The sequence below is a fragment of the Sphingomonas sp. genome (assembly GCF_041661825.1).
In the GTDB taxonomy this organism is placed as follows: domain Bacteria; phylum Pseudomonadota; class Alphaproteobacteria; order Sphingomonadales; family Sphingomonadaceae; genus Sphingomonas.
This window is the reverse complement of the sequence record NZ_JBAZTU010000001.1, coordinates 892,404-911,272: the sequence shown is the minus strand read 5'-3', so window position 1 is coordinate 911,272 and position 18,869 is coordinate 892,404. Positions and strand designations below refer to the sequence as shown.

At 66.6% G+C, this 18,869-nt stretch carries 15 protein-coding genes; 6 read left to right on the top strand and 9 right to left on the bottom strand.

The window, feature by feature from the left end; translation table 11 throughout:
• Window positions 1–53 precede the first annotated feature (53 nt).
• The 5 genes from sucD (at window position 54) to WC729_RS04090 (ending at window position 7,176) form a co-directional block, all read left to right on the top strand.
• Window positions 54–938, top strand: coding sequence for a succinate--CoA ligase subunit alpha (gene sucD, locus WC729_RS04110; RefSeq protein WP_372849809.1), 885 nt, complete (start codon window positions 54–56; stop codon window positions 936–938).
• A 61-nt stretch (window positions 939–999) separates the two neighbouring features.
• Entirely contained in the window at window positions 1,000–3,936 is a 2,937-nt protein-coding gene (locus WC729_RS04105) for a 2-oxoglutarate dehydrogenase E1 component (RefSeq protein WP_372849807.1), read from the top strand.
• Between the two features lie 30 nt (window positions 3,937–3,966).
• Window positions 3,967–5,190 carry a 2-oxoglutarate dehydrogenase complex dihydrolipoyllysine-residue succinyltransferase gene (odhB, locus tag WC729_RS04100; protein ID WP_372849805.1) on the top strand — a complete coding sequence of 408 codons (1,224 nt, stop codon included), beginning with the start codon at window positions 3,967–3,969 and terminating at the stop codon, window positions 5,188–5,190.
• 79 nt (window positions 5,191–5,269) lie between these two features.
• Entirely contained in the window at window positions 5,270–6,661 is a 1,392-nt protein-coding gene (gene lpdA, locus WC729_RS04095) for a dihydrolipoyl dehydrogenase (protein WP_372849803.1), read from the top strand.
• 26 nt (window positions 6,662–6,687) lie between these two features.
• Window positions 6,688–7,176 (top strand): DUF2314 domain-containing protein, encoded by a 489-nt coding sequence (locus tag WC729_RS04090; RefSeq protein ID WP_372849801.1) that lies wholly within the window; start codon window positions 6,688–6,690, stop codon window positions 7,174–7,176.
• Between the two features lie 12 nt (window positions 7,177–7,188).
• Here WC729_RS04090 and WC729_RS04085 read toward each other — a convergent pair whose 3' ends face one another.
• Window positions 7,189–7,866 carry a YoaK family protein gene (locus tag WC729_RS04085; protein WP_372849799.1) on the bottom strand — a complete coding sequence of 226 codons (678 nt, stop codon included), beginning with the start codon at window positions 7,864–7,866 and terminating at the stop codon, window positions 7,189–7,191.
• Window positions 7,867–7,942: 76 nt separating this feature from the next.
• On the opposite strand from WC729_RS04085, the gene WC729_RS04080 reads away from it, so the two are divergent.
• On the top strand, window positions 7,943–8,575 hold the full coding sequence (locus tag WC729_RS04080; protein WP_372849797.1) for a trimeric intracellular cation channel family protein: 633 nt from the start codon (window positions 7,943–7,945) through the stop codon (window positions 8,573–8,575).
• Between the two features lie 3 nt (window positions 8,576–8,578).
• Here WC729_RS04080 and WC729_RS04075 read toward each other — a convergent pair whose 3' ends face one another.
• From WC729_RS04075 to WC729_RS04040, 8 genes are all read right to left on the bottom strand, one after another.
• Window positions 8,579–9,955 (bottom strand): glycoside hydrolase family 47 protein, encoded by a 1,377-nt coding sequence (locus WC729_RS04075; protein WP_372849795.1) that lies wholly within the window; start codon window positions 9,953–9,955, stop codon window positions 8,579–8,581.
• Window positions 9,956–10,024: 69 nt separating this feature from the next.
• Window positions 10,025–11,671 carry a hypothetical protein gene (locus WC729_RS04070; protein ID WP_372849793.1) on the bottom strand — a complete coding sequence of 549 codons (1,647 nt, stop codon included), beginning with the start codon at window positions 11,669–11,671 and terminating at the stop codon, window positions 10,025–10,027.
• Between the two features lie 100 nt (window positions 11,672–11,771).
• The gene (locus WC729_RS04065) at window positions 11,772–12,920 is read right to left on the bottom strand and encodes a lipase family protein (protein ID WP_372849791.1); all 1,149 of its coding nucleotides are present in this window, start codon (window positions 12,918–12,920) and stop codon (window positions 11,772–11,774) included.
• 20 nt (window positions 12,921–12,940) lie between these two features.
• A complete protein-coding gene (locus WC729_RS04060) occupies window positions 12,941–13,426 on the bottom strand; it encodes a beta/gamma crystallin-related protein (protein ID WP_372849789.1) in 486 nt (161 codons plus the stop codon).
• A gap of 168 nt (window positions 13,427–13,594) precedes the next feature.
• Window positions 13,595–15,157: a flavin monoamine oxidase family protein gene (locus WC729_RS04055; protein WP_372849787.1), complete on the bottom strand. Its 1,563-nt coding sequence runs from the start codon at window positions 15,155–15,157 to the stop codon at window positions 13,595–13,597.
• Entirely contained in the window at window positions 15,154–15,654 is a 501-nt protein-coding gene (locus WC729_RS04050; protein WP_372849785.1) for a Rid family hydrolase, read from the bottom strand. The genes WC729_RS04055 and WC729_RS04050 overlap by 4 nt, the downstream gene beginning before the upstream one ends.
• A 201-nt stretch (window positions 15,655–15,855) precedes the next feature.
• On the bottom strand, window positions 15,856–17,709 hold the full coding sequence (locus WC729_RS04045; protein WP_372849783.1) for a tyrosinase family protein: 1,854 nt from the start codon (window positions 17,707–17,709) through the stop codon (window positions 15,856–15,858).
• 216 nt (window positions 17,710–17,925) lie between these two features.
• Window positions 17,926–18,840: a LysR family transcriptional regulator gene (locus tag WC729_RS04040; RefSeq protein WP_372849781.1), complete on the bottom strand. Its 915-nt coding sequence runs from the start codon at window positions 18,838–18,840 to the stop codon at window positions 17,926–17,928.
• Window positions 18,841–18,869 lie beyond the last annotated feature (29 nt).

Below are 18,869 nucleotides of genomic sequence, written 5' to 3'. Positions count from 1 at the left end.
GGCTCCGGCTTCCGAGAAATCCCCGCCCGCGTGGCAATGAGGAAGAAAACCGGATGAGCATCCTCGTCGACAAGAACACCAAGGTCATCACCCAGGGGATGACCGGTGAGACCGGCACGTTCCACACCCAGCAGGCGCTGGCCTATGGCACGCAGATGGTCGGCGGCGTGACGCCGGGCAAGGGCGGCACCGAGCATATCGGCCTGCCGGTCTATGACACCGTTGCCGAGGCCGTCGCGAAGACCGGCGCGACCGCGTCCGTCATCTATGTGCCGCCGCCCTTCGCGGCCGACTCGATCCTGGAGGCGATCGATGCCGAAGTGCCGCTGATCGTGACCATCACGGAGGGCATTCCGGTGCTCGACATGGTCAAGGTGAAGCGCGCGCTCAGCGGCTCGAAGTCGCGCCTGATCGGCCCGAACTGCCCGGGTGTTCTGACCCCGGGCGAGTGCAAGATCGGCATCATGCCCGGCAGCATCTTCAAGAAGGGTTCGGTCGGCGTTGTAAGCCGCTCCGGCACGCTTACTTATGAAGCCGTCTTCCAGACGTCGAATGCGGGCCTCGGCCAGACGACCGCGGTCGGCATCGGTGGTGATCCGGTCAACGGCACGAACTTCATCGACGTGCTCGAGCTCTTCCTCGCTGATCCCGAGACTCAGTCGATCATCATGATCGGCGAGATCGGCGGCTCGGCCGAAGAGGAGGCTGCGCAGTTCCTGCGCGACGAGGCGAAGCGTGGCCGCAAGAAGCCGATGGCCGGCTTCATCGCCGGCCGCACGGCGCCTCCGGGCCGCCGCATGGGCCATGCCGGTGCGATCGTGTCGGGCGGCCAGGGCGGCGCCGAGGACAAGATCGCGGCGATGGAAGCGGCAGGGATCAAGGTAGCGGACAGCCCGTCCGAACTGGGCACGACGCTGCTGTCGGTGTTGAAGGGTTAACCAGGCCCCGCGCGGGGCCAACGTGGCATCACCTCCCCAGGGATGCGCCGAGGAACAGCCAATGGGCTACGAAGGCCAGGATTTCGCTGACATCGCCGGGGGCGTGAGCCCGGCGTTCATTGATGCGCTGTACGCGCGCTACAAAGTGTCTCCCGACAGTGTCGAGCCGGGCTGGCGCGGTTTCTTCGAAGGCCTGGAAGGTAACGCGACCGGCCCGAGCTGGAACCAGTCCAACTGGCCGCTCTCCTCGACCGACGATCTGACCGCGGCGCTCGATCCGACTCAGATGGAACCGGCGCCCAAGCCCGCCAAGGGTGGCGCCAAACCCGTAGCAGCGCCCGCCGCGGCTGCGCCGTCGCAGGACGATATCGTCCGTGCCGCCGCGGATTCGATCCGCGCGATGTTGCTGATCCGCACCTATCGTGTGCGCGGCCATCTTGCCGCCAATCTCGATCCGCTCGGCCTTTCCAAACGCGAGATGCCGGCCGACCTCACGACCGAATATCATGGCTTCTCCAATGACGATATCGACCGGCCGGTCTATCTCGGCGGCACGCTCGGCCTGCAATGGGCGACGGTGCGCGAGATCGTCGACATCCTGCGCGCGAATTACTGCGGCAATGTCGGCCTCGAATATATGCACATCGCCGATGTCGAGGAGCGCCGCTTCCTGCAGGACCGCATGGAAGGCAAGGACAAGGCAATCGAGTTCAGCCCGCTCGGCAAGAAGGCGATCCTCAACAAGGTGATCGAGGCCGAGCAGTGGGAGAAATTCTGCGGCCGCAAATATGTCGGGACGAAGCGCTTCGGCCTCGACGGCGGCGAGAGCATGATCCCCGCGCTGGAAAGCGTGATCAAATATGGCGGCCAGTTCGGCGTGCGCGAGATCGTGTTCGGCATGGCACATCGGGGCCGGCTGAACGTGTTGTCCAACGTGATGGCCAAGCCGTTCCGCATCATCTTCCACGAATTCGGCGGCGGCTCGGACAATCCCGAGGATGTTGCCGGTTCGGGTGACGTGAAATACCATCTCGGCACCTCGACCGACCGCGAGTTCGACGGGATCAGCGTCCATATGTCGCTGGTTGCCAACCCCTCGCATCTCGAAGCCGAGGATCCGGTCGTGCTCGGCAAGATCCGCGCGATCCAGACGATCGCCGGCGATCTGAAGGAGCACAAGGCCTCGCTGCCGGTGCTGATCCATGGTGACGCGGCGTTCGCGGGCCAGGGTATCGTGTGGGAATGCCTCGGCTTCTCCGGCATCCGCGGCTACAATACCGGCGGCTGCATCCACTTCGTCATCAACAACCAGATCGGCTTCACGACGAGCCCGCAATTCGCGCGCTCCTCGCCCTATCCGTCGGATGTGGCGAAGGGCGTCCAGGCGCCCATCTTCCACGTCAATGGCGACGATCCCGAAGCCGTGACCTTCGCCACCAAGATGGCGATCGAGTTCCGCCAGCGCTTCCACCGCGACATCGTCATCGACATGTGGTGCTATCGCCGCTTCGGCCACAACGAGGGCGACGAGCCCAGCTTCACCCAGCCGCTGATGTACGACCGCATCCGCGCACATCCGCCGGTCAGCGAAGTGTACGGCGCGAAGCTGATCGAGCAGGGCGTGATCGACCGCGCCTGGATCGATGACAATATCGCTGCCTTCACGACTCTGCTCGAAGGCGAATTCGAGGCTGGCGCGAGCTACAAACCCAACAAGGCTGACTGGTTCGCCGGTCGCTGGTCGGGTTTGCATGCGCCGGCGGATGCCGAGAGCGCGCGCCGCAACGTCGAGACCGGGATCGAGACCAAGCTGTTCGACTCGCTCGGCCGCACCTTGACCACGGTTCCCGAGAATCTGACCATCCACAAGACGCTGGCCCGCGTGATCGATGCCAAGCGCGAGATGTTCAAGACGGGCGCCAATTTCGACTGGGCGACGGGCGAAGCGCTCGCTTACGGCTCGCTGCTGTCGGAAGGATATGGCGTCCGCCTGTCGGGCCAGGATTCGGGCCGCGGGACGTTCTCGCAACGCCACGCCGTCTGGATCGACCAGAAGGACGAGCACAAATATCTGCCGCTCGCGCAGATCGAGCATGGCCGTATCGAGGTGCTGGACTCACCGCTCAGCGAATATGGCGTGCTCGGGTTCGAGTACGGTTATGCGCTGGCCGATCCGAAGACTTTGGTGCTGTGGGAGGCGCAGTTCGGCGACTTCATGAACGGTGCGCAGATCATGATCGATCAGTTCATCGCGTCGGGCGAGGCCAAATGGCTGCGCGCCAACGGCCTGGTCATGCTGCTGCCGCACGGGTACGAAGGGCAGGGCCCGGAGCATAGCTCCGCGCGCGTCGAGCGTTTCCTGCAGCTGTGCGCGCAGGACAATATGCAGGTCGCGAACTGCACCACGCCGGCCAATTATTTCCACCTGCTGCGCCGGCAGATGCATCGCAGCTTCCGCAAGCCGCTGATCATCTTCACGCCCAAGTCGCTGCTGCGTCACAAACTGGCGGTGTCCAAGGCGTCGGACTTCCAGGGCGACAGCCATTTCATGCGGCTGCTCAGCGATCCGGCGGCCCCGGCGGATACCGAGGTCAAGCGCCTCGTGCTGTGCACCGGCAAGGTCGCTTATGACCTGATGGAGGCACGCGACGCAGCGGGTGACAGGAACACCGCGATCGTGCGTGTCGAACAGCTTTACCCCTTTCCGGGCGAGCCTCTGGTCGCGCGCCTGAAGAAGATGGCCAATCTCGAAGAGGTGGTCTGGGCGCAGGAAGAGCCGAAGAACAATGGCGCGTGGAGCTTCGTCGAACCTTATCTCGAGGAATGCCTCATCGAGGCCGGGACGAAGGTGACGCGCGCGCATTATTCCGGCCGTGCCGCCTCGGCATCGCCGGCGACCGGCCTGATGAAGCGGCACCAGATGGAACAGGCCGCGCTCGTCGCCGACGCGCTCGGCCACAATGTCCGCGAAGAAATCCGCCGCACGCGCAAATCATAAGACCGCTCCGGCGGCACCGAGGAAGATACGATGGCAACCGAAGTCAAAGTGCCCGTGCTGGGCGAATCGATCACCGAGGCAACGCTCGGCGAGTGGCTGAAGCAGCCCGGCGATGCCGTGGCGGTCGATGAGCCGATCGCCAGCCTGGAGACCGACAAGGTCTCGGTCGAGGTGCCGTCTCCCGTCGCTGGGATCATGGGCCAGCAGGCCGTGAAGGTCGGCGATACCGTCCAGGTCGGCGCGATGATCGCGACGATCGACGCAGGCTCCGCCGCGCCTGCCGCAGCACCCCAGGCCGCGCAGCCGGTCGCGGCTGCTCCCGCGCCCGCCACGGCGGCGCCGGCCGACGACGGCCCGGCTGCACTGTCTCCCTCGGTGCGTCGGGCGGTGCTCGAACACGGTGTCGATCCGGCGACGGTCAAGGGCACTGGCAAGGATGGGCGTATCACCAAGGACGACGTCGTCGCCGCCGCTTCGGCCGCGCCCGCGCCTGCTCCCGTCGCTGCAGTCCCCGCAGAGCCGCAGGTCGCCCCGTCGGTCGCTGCCTCGACCGGCCGCAAGGAAGAGCGCGTCCGCATGACGCGCTTGCGCCAGACGATCGCGAAGCGCCTCAAGGAAGCGCAGAACACCGCAGCGATGCTCACCACCTTCAACGACGTCGACATGACGGCGGTGATCGAGGCGCGTACCAAGTACAAGGATCTGTTCGAGAAGAAGCACGGCGTCCGGCTCGGCTTCATGGGCTTCTTCGCCAAGGCAGCGTGCCTAGCGCTGAAGGACGTGCCCAGCGTCAACGCCTCGATCGAGGGCGATGAGATCGTCTATCACGATTATGTCGATATCTCGGTCGCGGTGTCGGGCGCCGGTGGCCTGGTCGTTCCTGTCGTGCGCGATGCCGACCAGCTGTCGGTCGCGCAGATCGAGCGCACCATCGGCGATTTCGGCAAGCGCGCCAAGGACGGCACCTTGAAGATGGAAGAGATGAAGGGCGGCACCTTCACCATCTCGAACGGCGGCGTGTTCGGCTCGCTGATGTCGACCCCGATCATCAACCCGCCCCAGGCCGCCGTGCTCGGCCTTCACCGCATCGAGGATCGTCCGGTCGTCCGTGACGGTCAGGTCGTGGTCCGCCCGATGATGTACCTCGCGCTCAGCTACGATCACCGCCTGATCGACGGTCGCGAGGCAGTGACGTTCCTCGTCGCGCTCAAGAACGCGATCGAGGATCCCACTCGTATCCTGATCGACCTCTAACCATATACGGCTTGCGCTCCCGCAAAGGCGGGGGTCGGGTCTGGATCCCTGCCTCCGCGGGGGTACGTAAAGGTGCCACATGGCTGACTATGATTTCGACGTCCTGGTAATCGGCTCCGGCCCGGGCGGCTATGTCGCCGCGATCCGCGCGGCGCAGCTTGGCCTCAAGACCGGTTGCGTCGAGGGTCGCGAGACGCTGGGCGGCACCTGCCTCAATGTCGGCTGCATCCCGTCCAAGGCGATGCTCCACGCGTCGGATCTCTATGACGAGGCGGTCTCCGGCCGGCTCGCCAAGCTCGGCGTGAAGGTGGAAACCAGCCTCGATCTCGACACGATGCATGGCCAGCGCAAGGACGCGGTCAAGCAGCTTACCGGCGGCATCGAGTTCCTGTTCAAGAAGAACAAGATCGAATGGCTGAAGGGCTATGCGAGCTTCACCGGCAAGGACAGCGTCAAGGTCGGCGACCGCGAAGTCCGCGCGAAGAACATCATCATCGCCACCGGCTCCTCGGTCACCCCGCTGCCCGGCGTGACCATCGACCAGAAGATCGTGGTGGATTCGACCGGCGCGCTCGAACTGCCGTCGGTGCCGAAGCATCTGGTGGTGATCGGCGGCGGCGTGATCGGGCTCGAGCTCGGTTCGGTCTGGCGGCGCCTCGGGGCGAAGGTCACGGTCGTCGAGTTCCTCGACCAGATCCTGCCCGGCTTCGACGGAGAGGTCCGCAAGGAAGCCAACAAGATCATGAAGAAGCAGGGGCTGGAATTCCGCCTCTCGACCAAGGTCACCGGCGTGGCCGTCAATGGCGACACTGCGACGCTCACCCTCGAGCCCGCTGCCGGCGGCGAAGCAACGACGCTGGAGGCCGATGCGGTGCTCGTGTCGATCGGCCGCCGCCCCAACACCGAGGGCCTCGGCCTCGACAAGGCGGGCCTCGCGACCAACCAGCGCGGCCAGGTGGAGACCGATCACCGCTTCAAGACGTCGGTTGACGGCATCTGGGCGATCGGCGACGTGATTCCCGGCCCGATGCTCGCGCACAAGGCCGAGGATGAGGGCATCGCGGTCGCCGAGAACATCGCCGGCCTCACCGGCATCGTGAACCATGATGTGATCCCGAGCGTGGTCTATACCAACCCCGAGATCGCCGGCGTCGGCCTGACCGAGGAAGCCGCGAAGGAACGCGGCGAGGTGAAGGTCGGCAAGTTCCCGATGATCGCCAATTCGCGCGCCAAGACCAATCATGAGCCCGACGGCTTCGTGAAGGTGATTGCGGACGCGAAGACCGATCGTGTGCTCGGCGTCTGGGTGATCGCCTCGGTCGGCGGCACGATGATCGCCCAGGCTGCGCAGGCCATGGAGTTCGGCGCGACGTCCGAGGACATCGCCTATACCTGCCACGCCCATCCGACTCATTCGGAAGCGATCAAGGAAGCAGCGATGGCGGTGCTGGGCAAGCCGATCCACATCTGACAAAAGCGTCCGTCGGGGGGAAAGCGATGCGTCACAGGATGTTCGCCGTTGCGGCGCTGGCGATGCTGATGCCAGCGATTGCGAGCGCTCAGGAAGCACAGGCATCGGAGGATCCCCGCGTCATCTTCTTCCGCGAGAGCGACAAGAAGATGAACGCTGCGATGGCCAGGGCGAAGAAGGAATTGCCTGGCTTCTGGGAGCATTTCGCGGCGCCTGCGTCGGACGAGAACGACTTCATGGTCAAATATGACGTGATCGATGGCGACGACGCCGAATATATCTGGGCGGTCAAGTTGCGCAGGGACAAGAACGGTATCACCGGGGCGCTGGTCGACGATGCTGTGCAGGTCGAAGGCTTCAAGGGCGGGCAACGCGTTTCGATCCGGGAGGATCGCATCGTGGACTGGGCCTATTACAAGGGGCCGGTCATGCAGGGCAGCTACACGACGCGCGTCATGCTCGATCAGATGAGTCCGGAGGAAGCGGCGTCCTTCCGACGCAGCCTGGGCTGGTAAAGCCAGTCGCGCTCAGGTTGCGCGAACGCCCCAAGGCCCGGCCGGCTCCTTGCCCCGCGCCATCGCCGCGACAACCACCGTCAGCGCCGCCGCCGCGCCGGTCGCCAGCCACAGCGCCCCGGTATCGAACGCGCCATAGCAGCGCGCCCCCATCACCACGCCGCTGACGAAGCCAAGCCACAGCAACAGATACCGCACCCAGGTCCAGCGATCCGCATCGCCCATCAGCGCGCCGGCAAGGCGTTGCGCCATGCGCACCAGCGACCCGGTCATATAGGTCAGGCCGATGCTCACCTCGCCGTCGCGCAGGAACAGGCCGTTCTCGGCGCCCATCGCCGCGGCGAGCAGCAGCAGTGCCTTGGTGTTCGGCTCGAAATGCATGATCGTCGCGGCAAGGCCGAGCAGCAGGGTCACCGCGATCATCACCGCTGCCTGGGCGTGCTTTGCCCAGCGCCGCGCGATCACCGTCGCGATCATCACGCCGCTGACGAAGCTCAGCAGTAGCGCCCCGGCCATGCGCACCTCGTCATAGCGCTCGGTCGCGACGGCGACGCCCAGCCGCGTCGTGTTTCCGCTCATGAACGAGGCGAAGAAGCCGCCAAGGCTCGAATAGGCAAGGGCATCGACGAAACCGGCGAGTGCGGCAAGGCAGATGGCAAGGGCGATCATCGACGGTCGATAGCGTTGCATGACACCGCTATGTCGCAGCACGCGGCGAGTTTCCAGCCGCCTTTGCGCGGAACCGCCGCTGGCGATAGAACGCGCCATGCTTCCCCACGCACCCTGGCAATTCGGATCGATCCTTCCCTGGCTCGATCTGTTCGGCATCGCGGTCTTCGCGACCACCGGGGCGCTCGCCGCGACCCGGCGCGGACAGACGCTCGTCACCGCCGCCTTCTTCGCGCTGGTGACCGGCGTCGGCGGCGGATCGGTCCGCGATCTGCTGATCGGCGCGCCGGTCTTCTGGGTGCACGATCCGCTGGTCGCCGCGATCTGCCTCGCGGTCGCCGGGCTGGTCTGGATCACCCCCCAGGCCTGGTGGAAGGACAAGGCGCTCGACTGGCTCGATGCGGTCGGCCTCGCCGCTTATGCGGTGTTCGGTGCCGCCAAGGCGCTCGCTTTCGGCGTGCCGCCCGTGCCGGCCGCGCTGATGGGGGTGATGACCGCCTGTGTCGGCGGCATCATCCGCGATGTCCTGGCGGGCGAGCCGTCGATCCTGATGCGCCCCGAACTCTATGTCACGGCGGCGGCCCTTTCCGCCGGGTTGCATGTCGCGCTGGTGTCGCTGGGCTTTCCGGCTTTTGCAGCGGCGGTAGTGGCAGCGACGGCGGGGTTCGGCCTGCGTGCTGCGGCGATCCATTGGAGGCTCGCCCTGCCGAGCTATCGCGGGCGGCGCTGAGACCTAGCGCTTCAACCCCTTGAACACGTTGCCCTCGGTCGACAGATAATTGTCGCGATAGTCGAAGCGCGGGCAATCGCTGAAGATCAGCCAGTAATATTTCATCTGCTCGGACCACCAGTAACCGGGACAGGCATCGTTCCAGGCGCCGGGTGTGGTGACGTCGCTCAGGCCGGAATAGCCGTGCGCGACCTTGCTCGTCCGTTTCATGTTCAGGAAGTGCGTGCGGGCGACGTGCCGCCAATGCTCGTCACGGTCGTGCAGCCAGAGCGTGAAGGCTGAATCGGCCAGCTCGGGGCGCAGCGCATTGCCTTTCGACTTGATCGACCAGTCGCCGGGGTCGAACGCCTCGGGCAGCACGCCGAACCGGTCCTGCGCCTTCTCCCAGCCGCGCATCGCGGCTCTGGCTTCCCCGGGCTTGCCGCCCTCGCGCAGCAGCCCGGGATAGAAAGCGGACAGTTCGCTCTGCACCAGATCGAGCCTTTCGCCGGTCTCGAAATCCACATTGGCGAACCACAGATCGCCCGTCGTCCGGTCCGTGAGATGCGCCAGGATCGCGGCGGTGCAGCTTCGATAGGCGTCGCGCAGGCGCTTGTCCCCGGTCAGCACCCATGTGTCCCACAGATATTCGAAATAGCTGTCCGTCGGCGGCCCGATCGTGGCGATGCGCGTCGTCCAGGCACCGGTCGTCACGTCGATCGTATCGGCGAGCAGCCCGATCTTCGACCGTTTTCCATATAGCGTCAGCATCGCGTTCACTGCTGCCTCGCCGAAGCGCTTGTCTCCGGTCAGCTTCGACAGCGTGACGAATTCCGGCGCGAGCCCGCCGCCGATCTCGGCGGGGAAGCTCAATGGATCGCGGGTCTTGCCGGTGTGGAGATTGACGTAGCGCATCGGCATGCCCGTTGGCGTGTCGAACGCCGGCATCATCCGCGTCGCGAGATCATGCGCCAGCTCGAGCAGCTTTGCCTCACCGGTCGCGAGATGGCCCGAGAGCAGCCCGCCGACCAGCCGGATCGTCGCCTCGAACACCTGCGCATCGCCGTCGAGATCGAAGCGCAGCGATTGCCTGATCCAGCGCACGCCATCCTCGAGCTCGGCATCGAGCCCCATCAGCCACAGCGTGTCCAGCGCCTCGACGATCGACAGGCCCACCGTCTGGCCAGGGATCAGGAAGGACTTGCTGGTGCCGGAGACGGGCCTGATCTCGTCCTGGCCCCAGGCCTGTTTGCGGTACGCCGCCCAGGCCCAGGCCATCTCCGATCGCACGTCTTGTGCCAGGGCGTGCCAGTCCACCCGCTCGGTTCTGGCGAGAGCGGGCTCGGCGGCCAGCGCCGCGGAGGCGGCGGCACTGGCCAGAAAATAGCGACGATCGATCAAGCTTCACCCCCGATATGCAAGGGCCGCCATCTCTACACCGTCACAAGCCTCCTTCAACTGCGCCGGGTGTCAGCGATTGCCATGGCCCTTGTCGTGGCCTTGCCCCGGCTGGGGGCGCTGCGCAGCAGCGCGCTGTTGCGCCTGTTGCGCGGCACGCTGTTGCTGCTGAGCCGCCTGCTGCTGAGCCTGCGCCGCACGTTGCTGTGCCTGTTGCTGCTGCGCCTGCTGGCGTTGCTGCACCTGCTGCTGCTGGGCGGCGCGCTGTTGTGACCGCTGCTGCTCGGCCTGCTGACGCTGCGCTTCGCGCTGCTGCTGCATCTGTTGACCACGCTGTTCAGCGGCGCGCTGCTGGACCTGTTGCTGCTGAGCGGCCCGTTGCTGCGCGCGCTGCTGCTCGGCCTGCTGGCGCTGCGCCTCGCGCTGCTGCCGCACCTGCTGGCCGCGCTGATCGGCGACACGCTGCTGTGCCTGCTGCTGAGCGGTCCGTTGCTGGGCACGCTGCTGCTCGACCTGCTGGCGTTGCGCCTCCCGCTGCTGGCGCATCACCTGTCCGCGCTGCTCGACGGCGCGTTGGGGCTCCAGGACATGTTCGCGCCGGGCCCGGTCGCGCAGCGCGGCCTGTTGTTGCAGCCGCTCCTGCACCGAGCGTTGCTGGTCCACCGCAGCCCGCTGACCGGCCGCATCGCGCCGGGCATCGGCCTGCGCGCGCTGAGTCTCGCGCATCTGCGCCTGTACCGCCTGTTGCTGCTGGCGGTCCTGCCCCGCCTGGCGCTGTGCCTGACGCTGCAGATCGGCCGCACGTTGTGCCTGCTGGCGCGCCTGCTCGATCTGCCGGGCGCCACCGCTCCGGTCGGCCGGCACATAGAGCTGCGGCGGCGGGCCGGCGCGGCCTTCGCGCTGCCACGACGCGAAGCGCTGCGCCGCCCGCTCGCGGACGATCCGCTCGGGTTGAAGTCGGCGGCTTTCCTCGGTCGCATGGCGCTGACGATACGCCTGCCAGTCCGGCACGCGGTCACGCGCCTCGCGCCAGTCGGTACGGGCCGCGGCGATCACCGGACGGCGCGCCGCCCATTGCGTCGCCACCACGCCGCGGCGCTCGCGTTCCCGCGCTGCCATGCGCAATGCCCGCGCCCGGGCGTAATAGCGCGAGGCGGCTTCCGCCTGGCGTTGCGCCTCGGCCGCCGCCAGATAATTGCCTCGCCGGTCATAGACGGTCGCGATGCGGCCGTCGCGATAACCGTAGCTGTAATAGGGATCGCGCACGAGATACGGATAGTCGGCGCCGGGCTCGTAATAATAATAGCGATAGCCGTCGTCGATCGGCTCGGCATAGGTCAGATAGTCGCCACCGGTTTCCCAGACCCAGGGCTCGACGCCGTCATAGTCGAAATAATAATCGGGCGGCGCATCGCCGATCGTGTCGCTGATCCAGTCGGCCCGGTCGATCCAGGCATAACGATCGTCATAGGGCGCTTCGGCATAGCCAAGCGGCCGTGCCGCCGGCAGCGCGGTTGCGCGCGGCGCGTAGCGGATCGGCGTCGCGGGACCCTCGGCCAGCGGCTGGACCTCCGGCAATGGTGGCAGTGTGGCGAGCGCTTGCGCGTTCATGGGATCGTCGACGCTGGCCTGGCGGTTTTGCTGTCCGCAGGCGGCGAGCGCGAGGGCGAGCGCCGTCGCGCTGGCAAGCCTCAGCGAGATTTTTGTCTTTCCGGCCATGGCGAATGCTCCTCTGGCTGTTGAAGCTGCAGAGGTGACACAACGCGCCTGAACTGGCTCTGGACCCTCGGTTCATCGCAGGTCTTGGTTCAGGGATCGGCTAGAAACGCCCGCAATCGCTGGGCGCGGGCGCGCCGGCGAAGCGCCCGCCGATCCAGTCGAGCGTGGCGATGGCGCTGTCCGCGGCGCTCGTCACATGCCCGCCGGGCGTCGCCATCGTCATGTAGCGAACGCGGGCGCCGCGCGTGCACAGCCGGCGGGCAAAAGCATGAGTCACGGTCGGCGAGACGATCACGTCCTTGCTGTTCTGCGCGATGAACAGCGGCCCGCCGGGCGCGCGCTGCCCGGCACTATTCTCCCGCGCGATCCGCGCCCAGGGCTGGATCTTGCCCAGATCGACCCCGCGCAGGTCGCGGCGCAAAGCCAGAATGCCGACCACCGTGCCCAGCTTCGGCTTCTTGCCGATCGTCAGGCAATTCTGCGCCAGCCGCCCGATCAGCCGCGCCGTCGCCGGCCGCCCGATCGTCGACAGGGGAATGCGGAAATGCCGCGACCAGCTGTCCGCGGTGAAGGCGGTCAGGAACGCACGCACCGACGGGTCGGCCCCGCCGGTCAGGTTTGCGACCAGATCGGTCGGCGGCGCGGCGGCGGCAATGCCCACCAGCTTCAGCTCGGGCGCATAGTCGCGCGCCAGCTCACCCGCGAACAGCGCGGCATGCGCGCCCTGGGATTCGCCCCAGGCCGCAAAGGACTGACCCGCGTCCGCACCGCTCACCTGGCGCGCGGCGCGAACCGAATCCAGCATCGAATGCGCCGCACTCGCCCCGACCAGATAGGGATGCGGCTGCGGCGTGCCGAGCCCGGCATAATCGGTCGCGACAAAGACGTAACCGCGCGCAAGCGCCGCGTTCAGCCCGGGCGTGGCGCCGAAGAAATTGCCGGTCGACGGCGCGCATTTCTCGGCGACACCCCAGGTGCCATGTGCCCAGGCGATGACGGGGCGCCCGCCGGCCGGCGCTGCGCCGCGGGGCGCGACGACCACGCCGGTCACTTCCTCCGGCGCGCCGCTGTCGTTGCGCGAGACATAACGGATGCGCCATGCGTCAGCGCCCGCCGGAGCGCCCGACATCGGTTCGGCCGAGATCAGCGTTCCCGGCGCCTGTGGGCCGGCCCGTTGCGGAACGGCAGCGACGGGCGTCAGGATCAGGGCCGCCGCACAGCCTGCCTGCAGGGTCCTGCGCACCGTCATCACCTTGCCTCCGGTTCCGATCACCGCCCCACGTAGCGGATGGACGAGATCTGCCAGCCCAACCCATAACGCGACAGGTTCGGCACGCGGCCCGTCACCACCTTGCACCGGCCGCGATAATTGGCGTTCTCGCAGACCTGCCAGCGTCCGCCGGCGACGAGGCTCAGGGCCCGGTCGTTCATGCCGGCGGCACGCAGGTTGCGCACGTCATGGGTGAACACCCGGCCGCGGCCGAGCATCGCGTGGAGCGGATAGAGCGTCAGTCGATGCTGCACGATCGGCGGCTGGATCGGGCGCGGCGGCACCGGCGGCCTGGGCGGTTGCGGGCGTGGAGGGCGCGGCGGTTCCGGCCTGGGTGGCCGTGGCGGCTTGGGTGGGCGGGGCGGCTGGGGCCTGGGCGGCTGGATCTGCGGTCCGCCATTGCCGCCCTGGACCTGCCCGATGGCGGGCGATGTCAGCGTCAGGGCAGCGGCCAGCGCGCCCCCGATCCAGCGTTGCAGGCTCATCGACACCATCCCCTGTTCCTGTTTTCGGTGGCGCCGTTTTCCCACGAATACTGCACTCCGCCTAGCCGGATACAACCGGCTTTGGTGGCACCTCCGCCACCGAAGACGAATATTCCATAATTTATTCAGTGTGTTGTGTTGGAAGTGGGAGGTGGGCCGTGCCCCGCGTCAGGCCAGCCGTTTGCCGGTCATCCGATCTGCCACCATGCGCGTATGGAGCAACGTCATCGCCTCATGGGCGGAGAGCGCCGCGCCTTCCTGCCAGGCGCCGATATAGCTCAGATGCTCGCCCGCGAAGAAGATCCGGTCCTCCGGCCGGCACAGCTCGGCATAGTCGGTCTTGCGCTGCTCCGGCGTCCAGCGTGCGGTGATGCCTTCGCTCCACGGCGTCTCGTTCCATGCCACCGTCACGCCCTTGGCCAACAGCGCGGACTTGCCTGGATGCATCCGTTCGATCACCGCGCGCGAGACCTGCAGCCGCTGGTCGTGCGGCATGCTGGAGAAGGAGGTAGCGTTGCCCAGCGCACCCGCCGCATAGGCCCCGATCAGGATGCCTCTGGGCGCATTCCACCCGCCGCTCGGATACCAGATGAGCTGGCTCGGCGCGTCAGTGAAGGCGAGGCCGCCATAAATGCCTTCCTGCTCCCAGAAGCGCGGCGCCTCCCACGCCACCTTGGCGGAGGGCGCATAGACAGTGTTGGCCAGTGCTGCCTTCTTCGCCGGGGACAGCGGGATGTCGAGCTTCTTCACCATCGTCGCGGGCAGGGTGCAAAGGCAATAATCCGCCTCCACCGCGCCGCCATCCTCCAGGAGAATGCGTACCCCGTGCCCGGTCGGCCGGACGGCCTTTACCGGCGTGTTGAGCCGGACATCGTCCTTCACCCGCGCGTAGATGGCATAGGCGATGCGATCCATGCCGCCGACCGGCTGGAACATCGGCGCCTGCTGGTCGAACGTCTCCTCGAAGGTCAGCCCGCCGCCCCAGAAGCCGTCGGCGATGATCTGGTCGAGCGTCAGCGGGTCCATCGGCACGCCCGGATTGGCATAGCCGCCGGGGTTGTCGCGAAAGCCCGACCGATCCGATCCACGATAGGCGCCCTTGGCATCGAGCGCGCCCCATTGCCGGAGATAGACGCGTAGTTTCTCGCGATCGGCCTGGGTGACCTGCGCATCGAGCGCACCCTGATCGAGCGCCTTGGCGATCAGCTCGGCGAAGCGGCCCTTGGTGTCGTTCACTGCCTGGCGCTCGGTGATCGAGCGGCCGCCGAAATCGAGCCTGGCCGCGCGGTTGACGTTGACCATCACTTCGATCGGTACGTCGAATTCCCGGGCATAGCCCAGGATCGCGGTATGCGCGGTCGGCAGCCGGGCCGCGCCTGCGTTGAAATAGAAGCCGTTGTCGAAGGTGCAGAGCTGGTCCTCGCGCCCGATCTGCTCGATCCGGTCGCCGCCACGGATCGACCAGACGCGCCCGCCGACCCGCCCGCGCGCTTCCAGCACGGTCACCTTGTAGCCCGCCTTGCCCAGCTCATAGGCCGCGACCAGCCCGGCGATCCCGGCACCCAGGATCGCGACCGACCGGCCGGCACCCGATCCGGCCGGCAGGTCGACGACCCGGGTCGCGCCGATAACGGGCGTTGCCAGCAGGCCCATCGCCTGCATCGACAGATAGACCGCGCTGTATCCGCCGGCCCTTCCCATCGCATTGAGGAAGGCCCGGCGCGTCGTCATTTGACGGGGACCTTCGCGGCAGTCACCTCGACCTCGACGAGATAATGGGGCGCGACCAGCGCCGCGATCTGCACCGTCACCCGCGCCGGTTTCAATGGCTGGTCGGCCGTGCCCCAGATCTCCTTGTACGCGGTCATCATCCCGGCGAAGTCCATGGTCGGCGCACCCGGCGGCGCGACCAGATAGACGCGCATCATCACCACATCGCCCGGCGCCATGCCCTTCGCGGCGAGCGCGGCCTTGATCTTGGCGAACACCGATCGCGACTGGACCTCGGTATTGCCCCAGCGGGCCGGGTCGGTCTCTGCCATGCCGGCGATTGGATCGGGCAACAGGCCGCTGACATACAGCGTGGTAGCACCCGCCGGCACCGTCACCGAGCTGGCGATCGCTGCGGTCGGTGTGCCGTCATGAACGACCTGCGCCGACAGGGATGAGGCGCCGAACGCAGCGGCCATGCCACCGAGGATCGCGCGTTTCACAATGGGTCCCGCCATCTCTTCCCCCTGAATCGAACCCATAGTCTATGCTGCGGCGCACCATGCACAAGGGGAGGGCGAAGATAGCCGGATCGCCCGCACAAAAGGCGATTCCGCGCGGGAAAACATCAATTCAGGGGATTGGAAAGCCTTTGGGCCGCCGGAATTCGCATTCCGACGGCCCTCGGCTGCCGACGCCAGGGGGGCTGGCGCGGGGGGCTAGCGCAACTCGATCCGGGCCGAACTGAAGCGGACATTGGCCTTCGGGCTGATCTGCCGCGCGGCAAGGGCAGGGGTGGTGCCCGTCACGCCGGTGCTCGGCTCGATCACCAGCGACGTATCGCCATTGCCCAATGTTCGCAGCGCCTCGGTCGCGTCGAACGTCTTCTGGTCCGGTGCGTTCATGCCCGCCATGTCATCATGGTCGCCATGTGGCGCGGTGAGGTTGAAGAAGTTGATCACGCCGAGCAGCACGCGCTTGCCGTCCGCGCCCTGGATATAGACTTCGTAGAGCACGCCCGGCGCCTCGTCGAAGGTGAAGCCGTCGATCACCACCACCGATCGCGCCGTCTCGCCGCCCTTGTCGGGCAAGGCCTGGAGCATCGACCTGCGCTGGTCGGGCGCGATCTTCAGCGGCAGCACGGTGGTGCCGCGCTGCAACGGGGTCGGGCCGGCGAGCGGATAGACGCGCAATGGCTTCTCCTGCAGGACCAGGGTCGGCAATTTGATCTGCAGCGTCGCCGGACACCCGCCGCCGCCGGCATAGCTGTAGCCGAGCTGCGCGGTGGTCAGCATATCCTTCACCGTGCGCGTCACCAGTGCGCCGGAGCCGTCGATGAAGTTGAAATTGGTGTTGAGCTGGTTCTGGTTGCTCGGCAGCCGCGCCGCCTGGTTCACCTTCAGCCAGCATTCGTAGAGCCGGTCGATATTGGTGTGGTGGGTGTAGAAGATCGGGTCGTTCCCCGCCGCCGGCACGGCGCCCATATAGCCGGTCGGGCAGTTCGCCACGCCGGTCGCGCAATGCACGGCGCCGTGCGGTGTCTGCTCCAGCGCACTGTTGAACGGGTTGTAGCTGGTTTGCTGCATCGCGTTGGTCGTCGACACGACTGACGGGGCGAGGTTGCTGGTGCCCGCGTTCAACTGCGCCTGGCGGTTGGGGATGTAGAGCGGATTGGCCATGGTCTGGCCGCCAGAATTGACATAGGTCTGGTCGCGATAGGCGGCCGGCATCTGCGCATTGGTTTCATAGTCCCAATAGGGCAGCCGCAAATTGGGGTCGCCCGCCGCCGCCTGCAGCACCTGCTCGAAATAATAGAGGTACATGCGGTGCCAGGTCAGGAACTGCACCGTGCCGTGCTGGCAGGTGCACCAGGTCGCGTTCTCGTCGGCATTGCTCTTTGCCTGGGCGGAGAGCCCGCTCATGCCCGCGGCGCTCAGCCCGGAGGGGTTGGCGCAGCCCGTGCCGAAATAGGAGTGCATGTTCGCCCAATAGATCCAGCTCCGCCGGTAATTGGCGCCGCCGCGCGGTTCGCTGTTCCACGCCTTCATCTGCGCGACGCCCTTGCGCAGGCTGGCCAGTTCGGTCGCGCTGAGCTGCAGCACCGATTTGCGCTGCGTGGTGACGCGCACCGGCGTGATCCGCACGCTCTGGAACTTGTTTCCGGGCGGCGCGCCGGCGGGATACATGTCGAAGGTCAGGGTCGATCCCGCGCCCGCCTTGAAGCCGAAGCTCGCGCTGCCGGAGCCGCTGGCATCGGTGCGGACCTGGCCCAGCCCGCGCTGGCATTTCCAGTAGAAATCATAGGAAGTGTTCGGCGTGCCGCTGGTGATCTGCACTGCGGCGGTGGTGTCTCCGGCATCGGTCTGGGTGATCGTCACCTGGCCGCCGTTACGCGCCGGGTCCGATCCGTTGACGTTGTTGTTGCCGCAGTCGGAGAAATCCTGGCGGACCAGCGGCCCCGATGCCTGCAAGCTACCCGATTGCGCCGAGGCCGCGGGTGCGGCCGCCAGTGCGCTCATCACCAGCAGCATCGCCGCGCTGCCATGCAGGGCCGTAAGCCGAGTCTTTACCATGTAAGGCATCTCAAGCCTTTCTTGTTTTATGTTTTCAGAAAAGCACGCAAACATCTGGCGCGCAGCCATTAACAAAATGGCGCGTTATCCTGAGTATCGACTCACGGGTCGATCACCTATTCTTGAAGTGTACGCCCGATAGCAAAATCTGTCTTCAGGAACTGTCGCCAGATCGAGGGAAAAGTCTATCCGGAATTCGTTCTATCCGGATGGATGCTATTGCCCCTGCATTCGCCACTGGCCGGCATTCACGTCACGGATCAGGTCGATCAGCACGCGCAGGCCCGCCGGAACGTGGCGCCGACCGGGATAATAGAGACAGAGCCCCGGAAAGGCGGGCGTCCAGTCTTCCAGTACGGCGACCAAACGCCCGGCGGCGATATGCCCGGCTACCGACCATTCGCTGAGATAGGCAAGACCCGCGCCGGCCAGCGCGGCCTCGATCATGAGCGTCATCTCGTCGAGGGTCAGCGATCCGGGTACGTCGATCGCCACCGCCTCGCCGCCGCGCTCGAATTCCCAGTGCCAGATCGCGCCGCTCGCCAGACGCGCCCGAATGCAGCGTTGGTGGAGCAGGTCTTCCGGCACCTTCGGCCTGGAATGACGCTCGAAATAGTCGGGCGATCCCACCACCAGCATGCGCTGCCGTGGGCCGATCGGCACTGCGATCATGTCCTGCGGCACGATCTCGGCGAGCCTGATGCCGGCGTCGAAGCCTTGACCGACCACGTCGACCAGCCTGCCCTCGGTCACCAGCACCAGGTTCATGTCCGGATAGCGGCGCAGATATTCCAGGATGAGCGGCGTCAGGATCATCCGCGCCGCGCCAGCCGAGGTATTGATGCGCAAGGTGCCCGTCGGCGTGTCGCGGTGGCTGTTGATCCGCTCGATCGCCCCGCCGATCTCGCTCAGCGCCGGCGCGATCCGCGCGATGAACTGCTCGCCCGCATCGGTCGGCGAGACGCTGCGCGTGGTGCGGTTGAACAGCCGCGCACCGATCCTGGTCTCGAGTGCCGCCACCGCATGGCTCAGCGCCGAGGGCGACATGCCGAGCTCGGTCGCGGCGGCACGAAAGCTGCCCAGCCGCGCGACCGCGACCACGGCATCGAACTCAGTGAGACCGGTCTTCATTGTGCGATTTCTTGCATCACTTCATGCCG